The sequence below is a fragment of the Janthinobacterium sp. NKUCC08_JDC genome, from assembly GCF_019345575.1.
Lineage (GTDB): Bacteria > Pseudomonadota > Gammaproteobacteria > Burkholderiales > Burkholderiaceae_D > Janthinobacterium > Janthinobacterium aestuarii.
Window position 1 is genome coordinate 46,079 of the sequence record NZ_JAHKQW010000003.1, and the last position, 15,829, is coordinate 61,907.

Below are 15,829 nucleotides of genomic sequence, written 5' to 3' on the forward strand. Positions count from 1 at the left end.
ATGCCCATTCTTAAAACTATTACCTTGCCCAACCATGCTGTTGGCGAATTTCACGTGGCCCGGCGGCTGGAAGTCGATTTTGTCAAATCGATTGCCATGCTGTCGGTGCTGAGCTATCCGAACGAGGCAGCATATCTGGCCGGCGCCGGGCCGATTTATACCACTCCTGTCCTGGTGCCGGCGACGGCATGTGCCGCGCCGTTGTTGGCCTCGGCTGAGGTGTGGCTTACAGCTGCTGAGGAAAGCATCTTTGCGGGCGGCGTGATTACGACGGACCAGGCGCAAGGCCTGGAGGCGATGAAAATGCGCCAGTGGGACCAGATCAAGGTGGCGCGCGATGCGGCGCTCGCTGGCGGTATGGCGTTTGAGGGCAGTATGTTCGACAGCGACCCGGTGTCGATCTCGCGCATCACCGGCGCCGCCATGCTGGCCATGATGGCGGTCTCTGCCGCCACGCCGTACAAGGTGACATGGGTATTGGCCGATAACACGACACGCGAGCTGGATGCCGCTGACACCATGGCCCTGGGCGCGGCGGCCGGCGCGCACGTGCAAGCCGTCATCGATCAGGGCCAGGCGTTGCGCGGTGAGCTGGAGGCGGCCACAACGATAGGACAGGTGGCAGCTGTGGCTTGGCCTATTCGTGCCTTGCAGGGGTTTTGATGACCAATCTTCGTATCGTCTACGACAACGCCGCCGACCGGGCCGTGCTGACCGCTTCGAGCCAGACCGGAGAGCTGGGCCCGGCCAACCTGCAACTCGAAGACAAGTTTTACCTACTGCGCTCGGTAGGCCTGGCGCTGACCATCACGGCCACCTGGCCCTCTCCCCAGATTGTCGGCTGCGCGGCCCTGCCATTTTGTAACCTGACACCGACGGCGACGATCCGCGTGCGCGGCTACGTCGAGCCAGGGGATGCGATGCCCGATTTCGATACCGGCGTCGTGCCGGCGTGCGAATACGCCAGGCTGGGCATGTGGGACTGGGGTGCGCTGCCGCTGGGCGTGAACGCCTTCAGCTATGGCGGCGGCACGTATGCGCGCTGCTGGCTCCCGATGGTCAGCATCAAGAAACTGGTCATTGACCTGGCGGACCCAGACAATCCGGCGGGCTATATCGAGGCCGCGCGCCTGGTGGTCGGTCCCTACTGGAGTCCGGAGCAAAACGCCTCCTACGGTGCTGGCGTCACGTCATTCGATACCAGCACCCAGAACCGCACCGGCGCCGGCAGCCAGACTGTCGAACGAGGCGCGATGTATCGCAAGCTGTCGCTCGCGCTCGAGCATATGACGCCGCTGGACCGGGCCGAACTGTGGCGCATTGTGCGGGGTAATGGCCTGACGCTCCCTGTGCTGGTCAGCCTGTATCCGGACAGCGTCGACGGCGAGCTCGAGCAGGCGCACCAGGTGTATGGCCGCCTCGCCAGCAATTCCGCCATCACGGCGCCGTATTACCAGACATACGCCACCAACATCGAAATCGAGGAAATGTAATGGGCAACTTTTTTTACTATGGCCAGCAGGACACGATCCGGCGCCTGAATGAACTGGCCGGGCGTGGCGCTGTGGTGGCGTCGTATGCGCCAGCCGTGGGTATGTCGCCGCTTGGTGGCCCGAATGGCTATATGACGCCCGCATGGTTGGACCCCAGCATTCCAATTACAACAACATTTCCGGTGACGGTGGGCATAACCAGCAAATATGGTTATGCCTATCTCGGACAAAATCCGCCGACTGGCCTCTGGTATCGGATTGCCACATTTGCTGCGGATGGCAGCAGCAATGCGCAGCATCTGCGTATTGATGGGGTGTTGAATGATGGCTGGGCGGCAAATGCCAGCTCCCCTTTCGTGCTCATGCTGGGCGTTCGAGGCGGGTTTTACTATGACTCGACCTTTAATGGAGCAGTTCCGATCAACGCCAGAATACAGGTGTTCCAGCTGGTAAATGGGGCGTTTGAGGTGTACTTGAACTTCCGGGCTAGCACTTTTGGGGCGGCTTCGTTTAGCCTTCTAGGCTATAACGCAACCACTTACGCGCAGCCTGCCTCAGTGACCGCGATGCCCGCTGGAACACTGGTCTATGACTCAGGCAATGCTGCTGTATATCCGCCACGCATTCGAGGGATTTCCTCAGCCGGCCTGTATTCAGGCACGCAAAACGCAGTGCAGATTAACAACGGGTTGTTCATTGGAGACTGGACCGCTGGGGGCTCTTACATTCTGAATTGCCCTGTCGGCGCCCCGGCGGGGACTGTGAATAGCGTTTTCGCGTCGGGCATTGGCGGACTAGTCGGGATGTACTCGGCTGGCAGCTTTAGCTGGTATGTATCTGGCGGCAACGGGGCCCTTGCTGGCAAGGAGGGCTATCGGTACATTCTGAGAGCCTATGATAAAAATTCTGGTACCACATCAGCGGACATCGCAAGGTTTAGCGGAAGTGGTTTGGTATATCTTCAGCTATTGAAAGCAGGGAGCGCGGACGTTAGTGCGCGTCATAACATCAGCCGAGGGGCAGCGCAGGGGGACGAAATTTTATATGTAGGTAGGGATGGAGCGACAAACCCCAGTATCGCTGTTCTCGCCGCAGACGGTGCAGGCGGATGGAACGGCGCATCAAGTGTTTTTTATGTGGGTAAAAATTCTGTGTCCGGTCGTAGCGTTGCCGCCGCAGGCACAGTGAGCACTAGCGGCAACGACTACGCTGAATATATCCTCAAATCCAGCGCATGTGGCGTTGTTGCACCTGGCCAAATAGTCGGCATCACCTCGGGAAATGAAATCACCGACAAGTGGGCTGACGCTGTGATGTTCTCGATCAAATCGACGGCGCCGTCGTTTGTGGGCGGTGATTCGTGGGCCGTCGATGTCGGGCCACGCCCATCGCCCAAGGCCGGGACGGCACCGACCCAGCCCCTGCGCCGTGAGGACGTGGTCGCGCAGCAGCCCGTGCCCGGCACGAATCCACCGGAATATGAGGACGTGGTAACCGAACCCGGCGACAGCGATGATGCATGGGCCGAGAAGCAGGCTGCCTTCGCAGCTGCGCTGGCCGCACATGAGCTTGCCGTGCTGCGGGACGCCGAAGCCATGGCCGCCTTCGACGCGGCTCTGGAAGTCGAGCGCCAGAAAGTCGACCGCATCGCCATCGCCGGCCGCGTGCCGGTGAACGTGCTGGGCGCCCAGCCGGGCGACTACATCGTGCCGGTCCAGGACGGTGCCGGCATTAAGGGTATTCCCATCCGCAAGGCTGACCTCACGCATTCGCAGTATCTCGACGCCGTCGGACGCGTGATCTCGATTGAACCCGACGGCAGGGCCTATGTGATGGTCAAGGTCGTATAGCAAAACAGTATTCCCCATAAACCCGCTTCGGCGGGTTTTTTCATTTCCACCACCTGAAAGGCACTACATGGCCATCGAAACAACCGCCGCCGGCGGCGCACTGATTAAAATTTTTGGCATCCCGGTTCTGGCCGGCGCTGCCGCAACTTCACTGGGGTTCATGTTTATGTGGCCAAAAACTGCCAAGGAGGCGGGCGTGCGCTTCTTCGTCACCATTCTCTTTTCCGCCTTGATGGGCCCGGCCCTGGTCGTGGTCGTGCGCAACTGGATGCCGGGCCTGTTCGACAGCGCGCGCGCCGTCGCCGTGCTGTACGGCAGCGACCCGGCGCTGGGCTTCCTGTTCATTGCCGCGCCGCTGATGGTGGCCGCCGGCCTGCCCGCCTGGTGGGTGCTGGGCGCCACGGTGCGCTGGTTCGACAAGCGCCGCGACAAGGATATCGGCGAGCTGGCGCGCGACGCGGTCGCCGTCGTCAAAGATGTGCGGGGTGGCCTGTGAACCTGAGCCCACATTTCAGCCTGGCAGAACTGGTCGCCTCGCAGGTGGCCACCCGCAAAGGCATCGACAATACGCCGGCGGCGGCCGTCGTCGCCAACCTCACGCGTCTGGCCGCGATGCTCGAGCAGGTGCGCGCGCTGGTGGGCATGCCCATCGCGATCTCCAGCGGCTACCGCTCGCCAGCGCTGAACAAGGTCGTGGGCGGGGCAGGCAACAGCGCTCACGTGCTGGGCCTGGCCGCCGATATCAGCACGACCAAGCTGGCGCCCAAAGCGCTGGCCCTGCTGATCCGGCAAAGCGATATCGCCTTCGATCAGCTGATCTACGAAGGCACGTGGGTGCATATCGGCCTTTCGGCGGGCGCGCCGCGGCGCCAGGTGCTGACGGCCAAGTTCGCCGGCGGCGGCGTCAACTACGTGGCGGGCATCGTATGAGCGCCCTGGGCACGCTGGCGGCCGGCGCCGTCAGCGGGATCTGGAAGGCGGCGGCCGTTGTCCTGGCCGGTGCGCTGTTGGTGGCGGCCAGCACCATCGGCACCGGCTGGTGGCTGGCGGCCGACGACCGCGATGCCGCACGGGCTGCGCTGGTGCAGGAGCAGGGCGTCAGCGCTGCGCTGCGCGCCTCGATCGCCGAACAAAACCGCGCCGTCGAGGGCATGGCCGCCGCAACGCTGGCCGCCCAAGAGCGCGGCGCAGCAGCTCAGTCGGCGGCCGCCGCCAAGGGCAAGAAGTACGATGCCGCGCTGGTGCAAGTCACTGGCGCGCGCGCCACGACTTGCGGCGAGGCCATGCCGGCCGTCAGGCAGATGCTGGAGAGTGTGCGATGAAATCCCGAAAAAATTTCGATATTTCGCAATTTCGATATTTCGCCATTTTTTTTGTCCTGCCGCTGGCCAGTTGCGCCAGCGTGCCACCTGCGCCAATCCGCGTCGAAGTGCCGGTGATGGTGCCATGCATCAGCCAACTGCCGCAGCGCCCCGCCTACGAATTCGACAAGCTGCCGTCGGCGGCGACGGATGGCGCCATCATCCTAGCGTTGGCACGAGACTGGCCGCGCGGCCGGAAGTATGAAGTAGAACTGGAGGCAGTAATTGCGGGCTGCATTCTGCCAGATGAAAAGGCAGAGCGCTGATTGTCGCTGCATCAAAAGAGACATTCAGACTTGCTCCACGGATCAAGGCACCGATCCAAGCATCTAGTGCTAGTCGGTACGATTTTTATTAAATTAATTTTTCGATTTGTTCCACCGAATATAAAACAATAAATAGGGATCTCTAATGTCAAGAATGTCCTCGGCCGCATCCCAAGCCATAATGGCACGAGTCTGTCCATCGTTTGCCAATTGTGCGATATGCAAACATGCACCAGTAACACTCGATCCAACAGGGGTATCATTTTCACAAACAGTTTTAATGCGATCAAGAAGTTCTGCATATCTAAAGTGAAGATTTGGCGGATCCAAAGCAATTGCCTGTAACAGGATGGTATATACATCTCCAACCTCGCCATCAGTTAACCGGTATTGAATTCGTTCGGTTCCCCTCGTTTTCGGCCCATCTTGGAGCTTTTCAAGTGTGCTCGAGTAGTCCGTTGTAACGGCAGTGCGAACACATGCATTTGAGTAAAAGTCAACACTGACTGGTATATCTGTTGGTTGCGCAACTTGCTCTCGGATATTAAGTTCGAGACACACGTTTAAGCACAGTGTTTGCATGAGCTGCGGCGAGCCCGCCACTTCAGATACTAAAGCATCTAAGGTTCGACTGTCGGCTTTGAGATTCAACTCCTTAAAGCCGCGCTCAGGAATTTTTCTTAGCGAGCTAACTGGCCAATAATCGAAGTCGATATTGACAATTCTCCCCCTTAAATCTGCATTTGCACGAAGTACATCTTCTGAATGATGCGGAACTGACGCACATACAAACTTCACGCCTTTGTCTATTGCTTCTTTAATTTGACGCGCAACGTCGTCTTGTGTTTCACGTGCAATATAGTGAAAATCATCAACAAAAATAACAAATTTTGTATCTTTCAACTCCTTAATTAAAAGTTGAAGATAATCAATGGCCTCTTTTGTCGTGCTGGAGCTCTTGCTTCCAGTGGTGCCAGAAACATTTATTGCACCTTCGCCTTTAACTACAGCGATGCTTCCGGTAATTTTCGCAGATCCCCCTAAGGTCTCGGTGCGATTTTGTTCATTTACTTCGGACGAATCAATTGAAATTCCTGCCACATGAAAAACTCTCAACCATAATTCATCCGTCGAAAGTATTCCGGCTCCTGAAACTGATATCAAATTCCCAGCACCAATAATGTTTTTTACAAAAACTGTTTTCCCGGATTTTGATGGGCCTGAAATGTTAAGGAGCATTCCCCCTTGCTCAAGTGCGTCTTCGAATGCCTGCTTCTTTTCCAGTAGGTGGTCATTGACAAACGTGTAAGTAGGTGTTTTACCTGGCGTGAAAACGTCAAATATGCGCATCGTGGGGCCTCATCTATATCGGGGATTTCTGTATTTATACCTCGATCCTACCTTGTAAGTAGCGTTGGGGCAAATAAATTGATTATTTGGCATACATTGTTTGATTAGTTTAGCTGTGCCCCTTGCAGGGTAATGAATCTCATGACCCCGGGCCCAAGCCCGGACCAGGGCTGGCCAGCGGTTCTCTGCCGACCTGCTCGTCGCCCATCCCGATCCGATGCAGCCGCGAACCCGTGCGAAAGCGCCTACGCCGGCCGCAGCGGCGGAACAGAGCGGGCTCTTCTAGTTACAAATTTCAACTTCCCAACTCTCACTTTCGTTAATATACTGTATGCATGTACAGTAATGTTAAACAGGTGCGGCGCCGTGGCGTCCGCAAATCAGAGCGAGATCTCGCCAACGAGCCGGGTGTTTTTGGCGAGATAACCCTGTTTCGCGTTGGCGGCTACCCCGTCTTGCAAGTGCATGCGCCTGGTGGTTTTGCGGATGGGAAGGACCTTTACCCTTGTCTGCATGAGGCAGTTTGCACTGGAATGCGCGATTGCTTTCTGGTATGGCGGGGCTGGCAGCGCGAAGGTAATCAGGAGGATAAAAACGGTCCGACTTACCTGCAGGAATGGCGTGTAGAGATTATTTCCATGCGGGCGCCGCAGGAGGCTATGCCATTTTCTGCGGCAACGGCAGGTGGGGGTTGATCATGGGCAGGTATCGTTCGCCCCTCAGCATCGAGCAGCTGAAAGAAATCCAAGATCGCAACGACTCGGCCGACGTGATCGCGCTCTTGTGGGAGGTGCGCCGCCTGCGCGAGATTGCCGCTACGGCCGACGAATTAGATCGAAGCCTGGGCCCGCGCGTAGGCATGTCTGGACTGATCCGTGCTTCGCTTCGGGTACAACTGGACGGCCAGCCATGCTTTGTTGTAATGCAGCCACCCGCATGAGCCGCCGGCCGCTCAGCGGGGCGGGCACGATTTCCCCGCCGCTGCCCAGCCAGCTACGCGCTGCGCCTGGTCGACCAGAACGACGAGCTGGCAGCCGGCAGCCTCACTGCCATAGTTCAGCTGTAGATATTCGCCGAGGTGTTGATAACTGGCGGGCGTGCCGTAGTGGGCGGCGAGGGCGAAGCTATCTTGGCCAATCAAAATGTATCGCCCACGATCTCCGCTTCCGGCGCATCCGACAATGCTTGCTAACGCGATCCACCAATAACGTCTCATTTTCACTTCCTCAAGATGATTGAGGAGATAATATCCTTCGCAAGCAAGGTATTTTTGCGCCTACGCATAGCTATGAGGATGAGCTAGATTTACATTGCGGCCACATGTATGGCTGTAACGCTCGCCGCAACTTGAACGGTGCCGCAGTAGTTTGCCCAAACCTGCATGAGCAAAATTCGCTTTTCCAGCAGGTCGCCCCTGCGGTACGCTGCCTCGACCTTGTCCGGCAGGCTGTGGGCCAGCGCGTGCTCGCAAACCTCGCGCGGGAACGAGTTCGCGACCGATTCCGAGCACCAGTCCCGAAACGTCGATCGGAAGCCGTGCACAGTGATATCGTGCCGATCCATCCTGCGCAGCACGGCCGTGAGACTCATATCGGATAGCGGTGTCGCTTTTTTACTCCCTGGGAAGACATGCTTCTCGACGCGCGGTAGCTGCTTGAGTAGCGCAATCGCCTCAGCCGACAGGGGGATACGGTGCTCCCGTCCGGCCTTCATCCGGACGGCCGGAATTGTCCATAGCGCGCAGTCCAGGTCGATTTCCTCCCACACCGCTCCACGGACCTCACCTGATCGTGCGGCGGTCAAGATCGCAAATTCCACTGCGCGCGCTGATATGCCCTCGCGCCTGCGCAATTCTTTCACAAATCCACCAACATCTTGCCACGGCAGGGCAGGGTGGTGCTTCACTTTCCCAAGCTTGCCGGGATCCGCCAGCAGATTATCAAGGTGGCCGCGCCACCGGGCCGGATTTTCGCCCACGCGGTACTTGCTGACGGTCGCCCAGTCCAGAATGCTCTCGATGCGCCCCCGCAACCTGGTGGCTGTCTCCGTCTTTTCCTGCCAGATAGGGCTGAGCACCTTGACCACTAGGCTGGTGTCGACGGCGGCCACAGGCAAGTCTCCGATAAAGGGCGCGGCGTAGGTCGCCAGCGTGTTTTCCCACTGCTCCGCGTGCTTGACGTTTTTCCAGCTGCCGCGGTGCGCGGCGATGTAGGCGCCGGCGCATTGGTTGAACGTGATTGCCCGCGCGCGATCCAGCGCATCGCTGAGCTTGTCCGCTGCACGAGTTTCCAGTGGATCTTTGCCTTCCAGTAGCAGCGCACGGCAATCCCGCGCCTTGCCACGCGCCTCGGCCAGGGTTACAGTGTGCAAGGCGCCCAAGCCCATCTCGCGTTGCTTGCGCTCGCGCGTGTAGCGGAATATCCAGCTCTTGGTTCCAGTCTTCGATACCTGCAAATATAGGCCTGCACCGTCGCCAAAATACCCAGGTGTTTTTGCCCGACTCACGGCCAATGCCGTCAATTTTTCAACCGTCCGCGCCACCTCCTACCCCCATTCCTACCCACATACAGAGAGCGGATTTTACCGTACTCAAGCGATACCAAGCGGACTAATTGGTAAAAATAACGCATGAATTCAAGGGCGTAGAGGCATTAAGCGATGGTTTGCGGACGACAATTAGGCGGACACCGTCTCCGCCAGAATCAAATAAAAAAGCCTCCCCTGCGGGAGGCTTTTTTATTTGTCTGGACGGAACGGTGGGATGCGAAGACGGATCGCCCTAAGGGGTGCGAGGCTATTCGAATCGCCATTCTGCCGCGCCCCGCGCGGCCCCGCTGGCCGCGCAGCGGCCAGCGCCGTCCCCTCATCTCAGGCACTAGCAGCCAGCTCTCCCACCGGCGCCACGCCCCACGCCCCACGCCAGGCCAGCCAGGCACTAGCAGCCAGCTCTCCCACCGGCGCCACGCCCCACGCCCCACGCCAGGCCAGCATCCATGCCGACATGGAGTGGTGAACGTACAGTGGCTCAATGAATCGTTTGCCATAAAGAATGCGCACAATCGCTGGCCGGCGGCCCCACATACCCCTACGGCGCACGCGCGCATACATAAATAATAATGATTCTCATTTATAATTCGGGTCAATGGGGTAGCATGGGCTGGCGCCATGGCGCCACGGGCGGTGAAGGAGGCATGATGGGCAGTGTGTATGGCAACGAGGATGTGATCGCGCACGAGCATCGCGTGCTGATGGGAGAGTATGGCCGCGCGCAGGCGCGCTGCAGTGCGCAACTGGCCGCGCAGGCGGCCCGCATCGCGCAGCTGGAATCGGAATTGATGCGCGCGCGGGCGCAGGTCGTGATCCGCGATACCAAACTGGCGCTGGCGCGCGACGAACTGGCCGAACTGGCGGCCAGCGTGCCGGGCTTGCCGACGCGTGCCAGGCTGGCGCGCAAGGTCGAGTGGCTCAGCGAGCGCGTGCAGGACCTGATGCGCGAGTTGCTGCGCCTGCAGTGGCTGCCCGCGCCAGCCTTGCAAGCCGACGTGCGCGAAAAAGCCGTGCTGTATGTGGGCAGCTATCTGGACCCGAATGCGGGCCAGCAGGCCGCCGGCGCCAACGTGGCACAGCAGGCCATCGAGCAGGCCGGCGGGCGCTTCCTGCACCATGCGGGCGGCGACGACGGCGCCGATGACGCGGCCGCCCTGGAAGCGGGCCTGGTCGCGGCCGATCTGGTGATTTGCCAGACGGGCTGCGTCAGCCACGACGCCTACTGGCGCGTGCACGACCACTGCAAGCGCACGGGCAAGCAGTGCGTGCTGGTGGACGAGCCGCAAGCCATGCATTTCGTGCGCAAGGAAGCGCTGCTTACCTGACGCCTGTTTCTTCCTGGCCGAGTCCGATGCCGGCGTCGTATCCGACCCGCGCCGTTTCGCGCAGCAGGGTGGGCTGCGACAGGTGCTGGATCATGTGGCCGGCGCCGGGCAGCAAGGTCAGTGCGCTGTTGTCCAGCGCATCGTGCAGGCGCGCGGAATGGTAGCTGGCGCTGACGATCGCATCCTCGCGTCCGGCCACGATGGACACGGGCATGCGCAGTTCCGGGTAGTGTTTGCGCAGCACCGCCGCGCTCGGGATCATCATGGCCGTTTCTTCCGCCTCGGCGCGCAACTGGCCGGGCCGCAGCATCATCCACGGCGACAGGCGCTTGAAGCTGTCCGGCACCGCCGAGGGCGCGAACGCGCGTTTGACCAGCAGGGGCCACATCAGGCGCCCCAGCAAGGGCGACACGGTATGGCTGAGCACGTCGCCGATGACGGGGATGGCCGGCGTTGCCGTCAGCACATCGAAGCGCACGCTGGGATAGTAGTAGCCGGAAGCGAGCACCAGGGCTTGCACCAGCTGCGGCTGCTGCACGGCCATCGAGATCGCCACCAGGGTGCCCCAGGAGTGCGCCAGCACCACGGCGCGGTGTACGCCCAGCTGATCGAGCGCGGCCGCCAGCAGCGCAGCCTGAGCGGCCGGCGTCCACAGCGTGCCGCGCGGCCGGCTGCTGTAGCCGAAGCCGGGCCGGTCGAAGGCGATCACGCGGTGCGTGCGCGCCAGCTGATCGAACAGGCCCGCATGGCGAAAATCCTCGGCGATCACGCCGTTTCCATGCAATAGCACGATGACGGGGCCTTCACCCCGGCTCAGGTAATGCAGGCGCGTGCCGTGCACATCGAGAAATTGGCCTGCCGGCGGATGCGCGCGCTCCGCCTGCCGGCTGCGGCTGCGGACAAACAGCCACACCGCGCCCAGGGCCAGCGCGCCCAGGACCCAGCCAGTATTTGCCTGTGCCGGCGCCGGCGCGCCCTTCGCCACAGCGTTGTTGATGTCTTTATTCATCTCTTGCTCCCGTGCGAGTGTGCAGGCATCCATGATGCCCATGCCAGCCCGCTGGCGCGGTAGGCGCGCTGCGGTGCCTGGCGTAGGAAAAAGGCCCGCTCGTCTTTGCCGTGTGGCGCTGCCCGGCGGAGCTTGAGGCACAATGGGCGCCTTGACTGTTGATGAAAGCGCCCATGCTGTCCCTGCAAATCGGTCCCCTGGCCCTGCCCACGGGCCTCGTCCTGCTGTTCGTTTCCTTGTGCGTCGCCTACGGCGTGGCGTGGTGGCTGCGCAGATCCCGCCAGTTGCCGGATGCCGGTCCCCTGGTTTCCGACATGCTGATCGCCGGCCTGCTGGCGGCGCGGCTGGCATTCGTCTTGCGCTGGCACGAACAGTACCTGGCGGCGCCCTGGTCCATCATCAATATCCGCGATGGCGGCTTCCTTGCGCCGGCCGGTATCGCGGCCGCGCTGGCCATTGCCGCGTGGCGCTGCAGGCGTCCCGCCATGGCGGCCATGCGCCGACCGCTGGCCATCAGCGTGGCGGCCGGCGCGCTGGCCTGGGGCATATTGAGCGCGGGGATCTCGCTGGCCTACGACAAGCCGGCAGCCTTGCCAGCCGTGGCCCTGCATGCGCTCGACGGCGCGCCAACGACCTTGGCCGCGCTGGCTGGCGGCAAGCCGCTGGTGGTGAACCTGTGGGCCAGTTGGTGTCCGCCATGCCGGCGCGAGATGCCTGTGCTGGCCGCCGCGCAGCAGGCGCGCGCCGATATCGTTTTCGTGTATGCGAACCAGCGCGAGGATGCGGCGGCGGCCAGCAATTTCCTGGACAGGAGCGGCGTGAGCCTGCGCAATGTGGTGCTTGACAGTGAGGCGGCGCTGGGCAAGGCGGCCGGTTCCTCGGCCTTGCCCACCACCCTGTTCTACGATGCGCGGGGACGCCTGGTCGACACGCACCTGGGCGAACTGTCCGATGCCTCGCTGGCCAGCAAGCTGCAAAAGATCGCGCCGGCGCCTTGATGCGGCCGTAGCCGTTTCTGATAGTATACCCCCCTATAGTATTAATCGAGGTGAAATCATGGGACACACGGCGCACAACAAGACGAAACTGCTCAATCGCGTAAAGCGTATCCGGGGGCAGGTGGAAGGCCTGGAGCGGGGCCTGGAAGAGGGGCGCGACTGCGGCGAAGTGCTGCAGCTGATCGCCGCCGTGCGCGGCGCCGTCAATGGTTTGATGGCCGAAGTCATCGAAGAACACTTGCGCGAGCACGTGGCCAGTCCCGATATCTCCGGCGACGAGCGGGCCAGGGGCGCCGACGACATCGCGGGCATCCTGCGCACCTACCTCAAATAAGGCGAACATCATGAAAACGCAATCCCTCGGCGAAGACCTCTCCGCCTGGCAGCACGAACATGTTTTTGACAGCAGCAATGGCAAGGCCGAACGCCGCGCGCGCATCGTCATGTGGATCACCCTGGCCACGATGGTGCTGGAAATCGTCGCCGGCTGGTGGTACAACTCCATGGCGCTGCTGGCCGATGGCTGGCATATGAGTTCGCACGCGCTGGCCATCGGCCTGGCCGCGTTTGCGTATGCGGCCGCGCGCCGCTATGCGCGCGATCCCCGCTTTGCCTTCGGCACGTGGAAGATCGAAGTGCTGGCCGGCTACACGAGCGCCATCCTGCTGCTGGGCGTGGCCGTGCTGATGGTCGTCGCCTCGCTCGAGCGCCTGTTCTCGCCGCAGCCCATCCACTATCCGCAGGCGATGGCGGTGGCGGCTTTCGGCCTGTTGGTCAACCTCGTGTGCGCGCTGATCCTCGGCGGGCACCATGACCACCACCATGGCCACGGACACGATCATCACGATCATCTTGGCCACCACGATCACCATGGCCATGGCGAAGACCTGAACATGAAGGCCGCATACATCCACGTACTGGCGGATGCCGCCACGTCCGTGCTGGCCATCGTCGCGCTGGGCGGCGCTTGGGCTTACGGCTGGCAGTGGCTCGATCCCGTGATGGGTATCGCGGGCGCCGTGCTGGTGGCCCTGTGGGCGAAAAAACTGATGCAGGAGACGGGCAAGGTCTTGCTGGACCGCGAGATGGACCACCCCGTCGTGGCTGAAATCCGCGAGGCCGTGGAAGTGGAAAGCGCCGGCGATACGCCGCGCATCGTCGACCTGCACGTGTGGCGAGTCGGCAAGCAGCTGTATTCGTGCGCCTTGTCCGTCATCAGCCGCGATGCCGCATTGACGGCCGCCGAGCTGCGCGCGCGCATCGGCATCCACGAGGAAATCGTCCACAGCACCATCGAGATTATTCGCCGGCCTTGACAATGATGGTGAAACAAGCCCGCTGATGCGGGGCGTAGGCAGTATAATGTCGGCTTTTACAGCACACGCTGTTCACCAGACAGAGAAGAAAATGAGCACATTACCACCATGCCCGCAATGCAAATCCGAATTCACGTACGAAGACGGCAGCCAGTTGATCTGCCCTGAATGCGCGCATGAATGGTCGGCCACGGCCGGCGAAGCGGTGGAAGAGGGCGCCAAGGTGTACCGCGATTCGGCCGGCAATATCCTGCAGGACGGCGACACCGTCAGTGTCATCAAGGACTTGAAATTGAAGGGCGGCGGCGGTGTCGTCAAGATGGGTACCAAGGTCAAGAACATCCGCCTGGTCGACAGCGACCACGATATCGACTGCAAGATCGACGGTTTCGGTTCCATGAGCCTGAAAACGGAATTCGTCAAGAAGGTCTAAAGCTTTTACCCGTAACACGGCGCGCCGGTTTCATTCCTGCGCGCCGTTTTTTTATTCGGACGCCATGCAAATCGATACCATCCGCCAGCGCCTGCGCGCCTTGGGCGCCAAGCCTCTGCACGAACAGCGCGTGCTGCGCGACTGGATACAGGGCCAGCCGCACGACCAGGGCCGGCGCCGCGCCGAGGATTTTTTGCCGCTACCCGTGCGCGTGGCCTTGCCCGCGCTCGACCTGGAATTGCAGGGCATGCTGAAACTGCTCAGCACCCATCCGGGCGCCGACGGTTCCGCGCGCCTGCTGGTGGGACTGCACGACGGCCAGACGGTGGAAAGCGTGCTGCTGCCGCGCGACGGCTTGTGCGTCTCGAGCCAGGTCGGCTGCGCCGTGGGATGCCAGTTCTGCATGACGGGCCGCGACGGCTTGATCCGGCAAGTCACCAGCGGAGAAATTGTCGCCCAGGTGGTACTGGCGCGCACCATGCGCCCCGTAAAAAAAGTCGTCTTCATGGGCATGGGCGAGCCGGCGCATAACCTGAACAATGTGATGGAAGCGATCGAGCTGCTGGGCACCGAAGGCAATATCGGCCACAAGAACCTCGTGTTTTCCACGGTGGGCGACCCGCGCGCCTTCGAGCGCCTGCCGCAAGGCAGGGTCAAGCCGGCGCTGGCCCTGTCGCTGCACACGACCAAGCCGGAACTGCGCGAACAGCTGCTGCCGCGCGCGCCCAAGCTCACTCCGCGCGAACTGGTGGACTTTGGCGAGTCGTATGCGCGCCTGACCGGCTACCCGGTGCAGTACCAGTGGACCCTGATGGAAGGTATCAACGATGGCGAGGACGAGATGGACGGCCTCGTGGAACTCCTGCAGGGAAAATATGCGGTGCTGAACATGATCCCGTATAACACCATAGCCGACTTGCCGTTCAAGCGCCCCAGCTGGGAAAAGGCGCGCGCCATTGCCGCCGCCCTGCACGCGCGCGGTGTGCTGACGAAGCTACGCGATTCGGCCGGGCAGGACGTGGAGGGCGGCTGCGGGCAGTTGCGGGCGCGCGAAGCGAAGGGCAAGGTCATTCCCATCCGCGCCAGCGTGGCGGCGTAGGTCGGATTAGCGGAGCGTAATCCGACATTCGAGCATACGCTACCAATGGTGTCGGATTACGCGGTGCCCGCTAATCCGACCTACGTGACTGAGCAAATTGCGCGATTCGGCCGTGGAAGGTGGCTGCGGGCAGTTGCGGGCGCGCGAAGCGAAGGGCAAGGTCATTCCCATCCGCGCCAGCGTGACGGCGTAGGTCGGATTAGCGGAGCGTAATCCGACATTCGAGCATACGCCAACAATGGTGTCGGCTCACACCCCGCCCAGCAAATCGTTTTCATTCAATATCGCAAACGCGATCTCGGGGTGTGCGGCCAGGCAGCGGCGCACGGCGGCCGGAATGGCGGCGCGCGTCTTGCGGCACAGGCCGGGCCGCTCCAGCAGGCGGATCTGGAAGCCGCGCACGGTGCGCACTTCGCCGCTGCCCGCTGCAATCTGCAATTCCACACCCAGGTTTTTCTGCAACAGCAGTTGCAGTTTCCGCAGCTGGGCAAGCGTGGCGATGCCCTCGATGTGCGCGAGCAGGCGCTTTTCTTCCGTCAGGTTCAGGCGCAGGATAGACAGGTCCGCCTGCGCATCGCCTAGCAGGCGCTCGCGCTCGCAGTCGCATAACTGCGGCGGACACTCCTTGCGGACTTCAAAGTCGACGATACGCATGTACGGCTTCCAATAGCAACCCCGGATGTCAAGTATCGTCCGCCACCTGGCGCGTGTCAATCAGCGCGGCTGACGATCAGGCGGCATGAATGGCCTTCCGTCTGGACGAAGTGGGCGCTCCCTATTCT

The 15,829-nt window shown here is 61.3% G+C and carries 19 protein-coding genes; 14 read left to right on the plus strand and 5 right to left on the minus strand.

The features are described 5' to 3' along the window. The 7 genes from KO538_RS10040 (at position 1) to KO538_RS10070 (ending at position 4,970) form a co-directional block, all read left to right on the plus strand. Positions 1-663: a DUF4376 domain-containing protein gene (locus KO538_RS10040; protein WP_219328218.1), complete on the plus strand. Its 663-nt coding sequence runs from the start codon at positions 1-3 to the stop codon at positions 661-663. Further along, positions 663-1,493: a hypothetical protein gene (locus tag KO538_RS10045; RefSeq protein ID WP_219328219.1), complete on the plus strand. Its 831-nt coding sequence runs from the start codon at positions 663-665 to the stop codon at positions 1,491-1,493. The genes KO538_RS10040 and KO538_RS10045 overlap by 1 nt, the downstream gene beginning before the upstream one ends. Next, positions 1,493-3,343: a hypothetical protein gene (locus tag KO538_RS10050; RefSeq protein ID WP_219328220.1), complete on the plus strand. Its 1,851-nt coding sequence runs from the start codon at positions 1,493-1,495 to the stop codon at positions 3,341-3,343. Before KO538_RS10045 ends, KO538_RS10050 begins: the two co-directional genes overlap by 1 nt. 166 nt (positions 3,344-3,509) lie before the next feature. Continuing rightward, positions 3,510-3,839, plus strand: coding sequence for a hypothetical protein (locus KO538_RS10055; protein WP_240317545.1), 330 nt, complete (start codon positions 3,510-3,512; stop codon positions 3,837-3,839). Beyond that, positions 3,836-4,273: a D-Ala-D-Ala carboxypeptidase family metallohydrolase gene (locus tag KO538_RS10060; protein ID WP_219328221.1), complete on the plus strand. Its 438-nt coding sequence runs from the start codon at positions 3,836-3,838 to the stop codon at positions 4,271-4,273. The genes KO538_RS10055 and KO538_RS10060 overlap by 4 nt, the downstream gene beginning before the upstream one ends. Then, positions 4,270-4,665, plus strand: a complete 396-nt coding sequence (locus KO538_RS10065) for a hypothetical protein (RefSeq protein WP_219328222.1) — start codon at positions 4,270-4,272, stop codon at positions 4,663-4,665. Before KO538_RS10060 ends, KO538_RS10065 begins: the two co-directional genes overlap by 4 nt. After that, positions 4,662-4,970, plus strand: coding sequence for a hypothetical protein (locus KO538_RS10070; protein ID WP_219328223.1), 309 nt, complete (start codon positions 4,662-4,664; stop codon positions 4,968-4,970). The genes KO538_RS10065 and KO538_RS10070 overlap by 4 nt, the downstream gene beginning before the upstream one ends. Before the next feature lie 93 nt (positions 4,971-5,063). Here KO538_RS10070 and KO538_RS10075 read toward each other — a convergent pair whose 3' ends face one another. Beyond that, positions 5,064-6,320, minus strand: a complete 1,257-nt coding sequence (locus KO538_RS10075) for a hypothetical protein (RefSeq protein ID WP_219328224.1) — start codon at positions 6,318-6,320, stop codon at positions 5,064-5,066. Positions 6,321-6,655: 335 nt separating this feature from the next. Here KO538_RS10075 and KO538_RS10080 point away from each other — a divergent pair, with 335 nt between their 5' ends. Further along, positions 6,656-7,015, plus strand: a complete 360-nt coding sequence (locus KO538_RS10080) for a hypothetical protein (protein ID WP_219328225.1) — start codon at positions 6,656-6,658, stop codon at positions 7,013-7,015. A 257-nt stretch (positions 7,016-7,272) separates the two neighbouring features. Here KO538_RS10080 and KO538_RS10085 read toward each other — a convergent pair whose 3' ends face one another. Together KO538_RS10085 and KO538_RS10090 are read right to left on the minus strand one after the other, a co-directional pair. Continuing rightward, on the minus strand, positions 7,273-7,536 hold the full coding sequence (locus KO538_RS10085) for a hypothetical protein (protein WP_219328226.1): 264 nt from the start codon (positions 7,534-7,536) through the stop codon (positions 7,273-7,275). An 89-nt stretch (positions 7,537-7,625) separates the two neighbouring features. Continuing rightward, positions 7,626-8,861, minus strand: a complete 1,236-nt coding sequence (locus KO538_RS10090; RefSeq protein WP_219328227.1) for a site-specific integrase — start codon at positions 8,859-8,861, stop codon at positions 7,626-7,628. A gap of 794 nt (positions 8,862-9,655) precedes the next feature. Here KO538_RS10090 and KO538_RS10095 point away from each other — a divergent pair. Continuing rightward, entirely contained in the window at positions 9,656-10,192 is a 537-nt protein-coding gene (locus KO538_RS10095) for a DUF2325 domain-containing protein (protein WP_257620311.1), read from the plus strand. On the opposite strand, the gene KO538_RS10100 is transcribed toward KO538_RS10095, so the two are convergent. Continuing rightward, on the minus strand, positions 10,185-11,201 hold the full coding sequence (locus KO538_RS10100) for an alpha/beta fold hydrolase (protein ID WP_219328228.1): 1,017 nt from the start codon (positions 11,199-11,201) through the stop codon (positions 10,185-10,187). The genes KO538_RS10095 and KO538_RS10100 overlap by 8 nt on opposite strands. 173 nt (positions 11,202-11,374) lie before the next feature. On the opposite strand from KO538_RS10100, the gene KO538_RS10105 reads away from it, so the two are divergent. From KO538_RS10105 to KO538_RS10125, 5 genes are all read left to right on the plus strand, one after another. After that, a complete protein-coding gene (locus tag KO538_RS10105) occupies positions 11,375-12,199 on the plus strand; it encodes a TlpA disulfide reductase family protein (RefSeq protein WP_219328229.1) in 825 nt (274 codons plus the stop codon). A 58-nt stretch (positions 12,200-12,257) separates the two neighbouring features. Beyond that, positions 12,258-12,533, plus strand: coding sequence for a metal/formaldehyde-sensitive transcriptional repressor (locus tag KO538_RS10110; RefSeq protein WP_034784058.1), 276 nt, complete (start codon positions 12,258-12,260; stop codon positions 12,531-12,533). A gap of 10 nt (positions 12,534-12,543) precedes the next feature. Then, positions 12,544-13,515 (plus strand): CDF family Co(II)/Ni(II) efflux transporter DmeF, encoded by a 972-nt coding sequence (gene dmeF / locus KO538_RS10115; RefSeq protein WP_219328230.1) that lies wholly within the window; start codon positions 12,544-12,546, stop codon positions 13,513-13,515. A gap of 91 nt (positions 13,516-13,606) precedes the next feature. After that, positions 13,607-13,948, plus strand: a complete 342-nt coding sequence (locus KO538_RS10120; RefSeq protein WP_034756972.1) for a zinc ribbon domain-containing protein YjdM — start codon at positions 13,607-13,609, stop codon at positions 13,946-13,948. A gap of 64 nt (positions 13,949-14,012) precedes the next feature. Then, a complete protein-coding gene (locus KO538_RS10125) occupies positions 14,013-15,047 on the plus strand; it encodes an RNA methyltransferase (RefSeq protein ID WP_219328231.1) in 1,035 nt (344 codons plus the stop codon). A gap of 249 nt (positions 15,048-15,296) precedes the next feature. Here KO538_RS10125 and KO538_RS10130 read toward each other — a convergent pair whose 3' ends face one another. After that, positions 15,297-15,701, minus strand: a complete 405-nt coding sequence (locus tag KO538_RS10130) for a hypothetical protein (RefSeq protein ID WP_034756981.1) — start codon at positions 15,699-15,701, stop codon at positions 15,297-15,299. Between the last annotated feature and the right edge of the window lie 128 nt (positions 15,702-15,829).

Coding starts and splice junctions, on each gene's coding strand:
- KO538_RS10040 (WP_219328218.1), top strand. CDS start 1: ATGCCCATTCTTAAAACTATTACCTTGCCCAACCATGCTGTTGGCGAA.
- KO538_RS10045 (WP_219328219.1), top strand. CDS start 663: ATGACCAATCTTCGTATCGTCTACGACAACGCCGCCGACCGGGCCGTG.
- KO538_RS10050 (WP_219328220.1), top strand. CDS start 1,493: ATGGGCAACTTTTTTTACTATGGCCAGCAGGACACGATCCGGCGCCTG.
- KO538_RS10055 (WP_240317545.1), top strand. CDS start 3,510: ATGTGGCCAAAAACTGCCAAGGAGGCGGGCGTGCGCTTCTTCGTCACC.
- KO538_RS10065 (WP_219328222.1), top strand. CDS start 4,270: ATGAGCGCCCTGGGCACGCTGGCGGCCGGCGCCGTCAGCGGGATCTGG.
- KO538_RS10070 (WP_219328223.1), top strand. CDS start 4,662: ATGAAATCCCGAAAAAATTTCGATATTTCGCAATTTCGATATTTCGCC.
- KO538_RS10075 (WP_219328224.1), bottom strand. CDS start 6,320: ATGCGCATATTTGACGTTTTCACGCCAGGTAAAACACCTACTTACACG.
- KO538_RS10080 (WP_219328225.1), top strand. CDS start 6,656: ATGTACAGTAATGTTAAACAGGTGCGGCGCCGTGGCGTCCGCAAATCA.
- KO538_RS10085 (WP_219328226.1), bottom strand. CDS start 7,536: ATGAGACGTTATTGGTGGATCGCGTTAGCAAGCATTGTCGGATGCGCC.
- KO538_RS10095 (WP_257620311.1), top strand. CDS start 9,656: ATGCGCGCGCGGGCGCAGGTCGTGATCCGCGATACCAAACTGGCGCTG.
- KO538_RS10100 (WP_219328228.1), bottom strand. CDS start 11,201: ATGAATAAAGACATCAACAACGCTGTGGCGAAGGGCGCGCCGGCGCCG.
- KO538_RS10105 (WP_219328229.1), top strand. CDS start 11,375: ATGCTGTCCCTGCAAATCGGTCCCCTGGCCCTGCCCACGGGCCTCGTC.
- KO538_RS10110 (WP_034784058.1), top strand. CDS start 12,258: ATGGGACACACGGCGCACAACAAGACGAAACTGCTCAATCGCGTAAAG.
- dmeF (WP_219328230.1), top strand. CDS start 12,544: ATGAAAACGCAATCCCTCGGCGAAGACCTCTCCGCCTGGCAGCACGAA.
- KO538_RS10120 (WP_034756972.1), top strand. CDS start 13,607: ATGAGCACATTACCACCATGCCCGCAATGCAAATCCGAATTCACGTAC.
- KO538_RS10125 (WP_219328231.1), top strand. CDS start 14,013: ATGCAAATCGATACCATCCGCCAGCGCCTGCGCGCCTTGGGCGCCAAG.
- KO538_RS10130 (WP_034756981.1), bottom strand. CDS start 15,701: ATGCGTATCGTCGACTTTGAAGTCCGCAAGGAGTGTCCGCCGCAGTTA.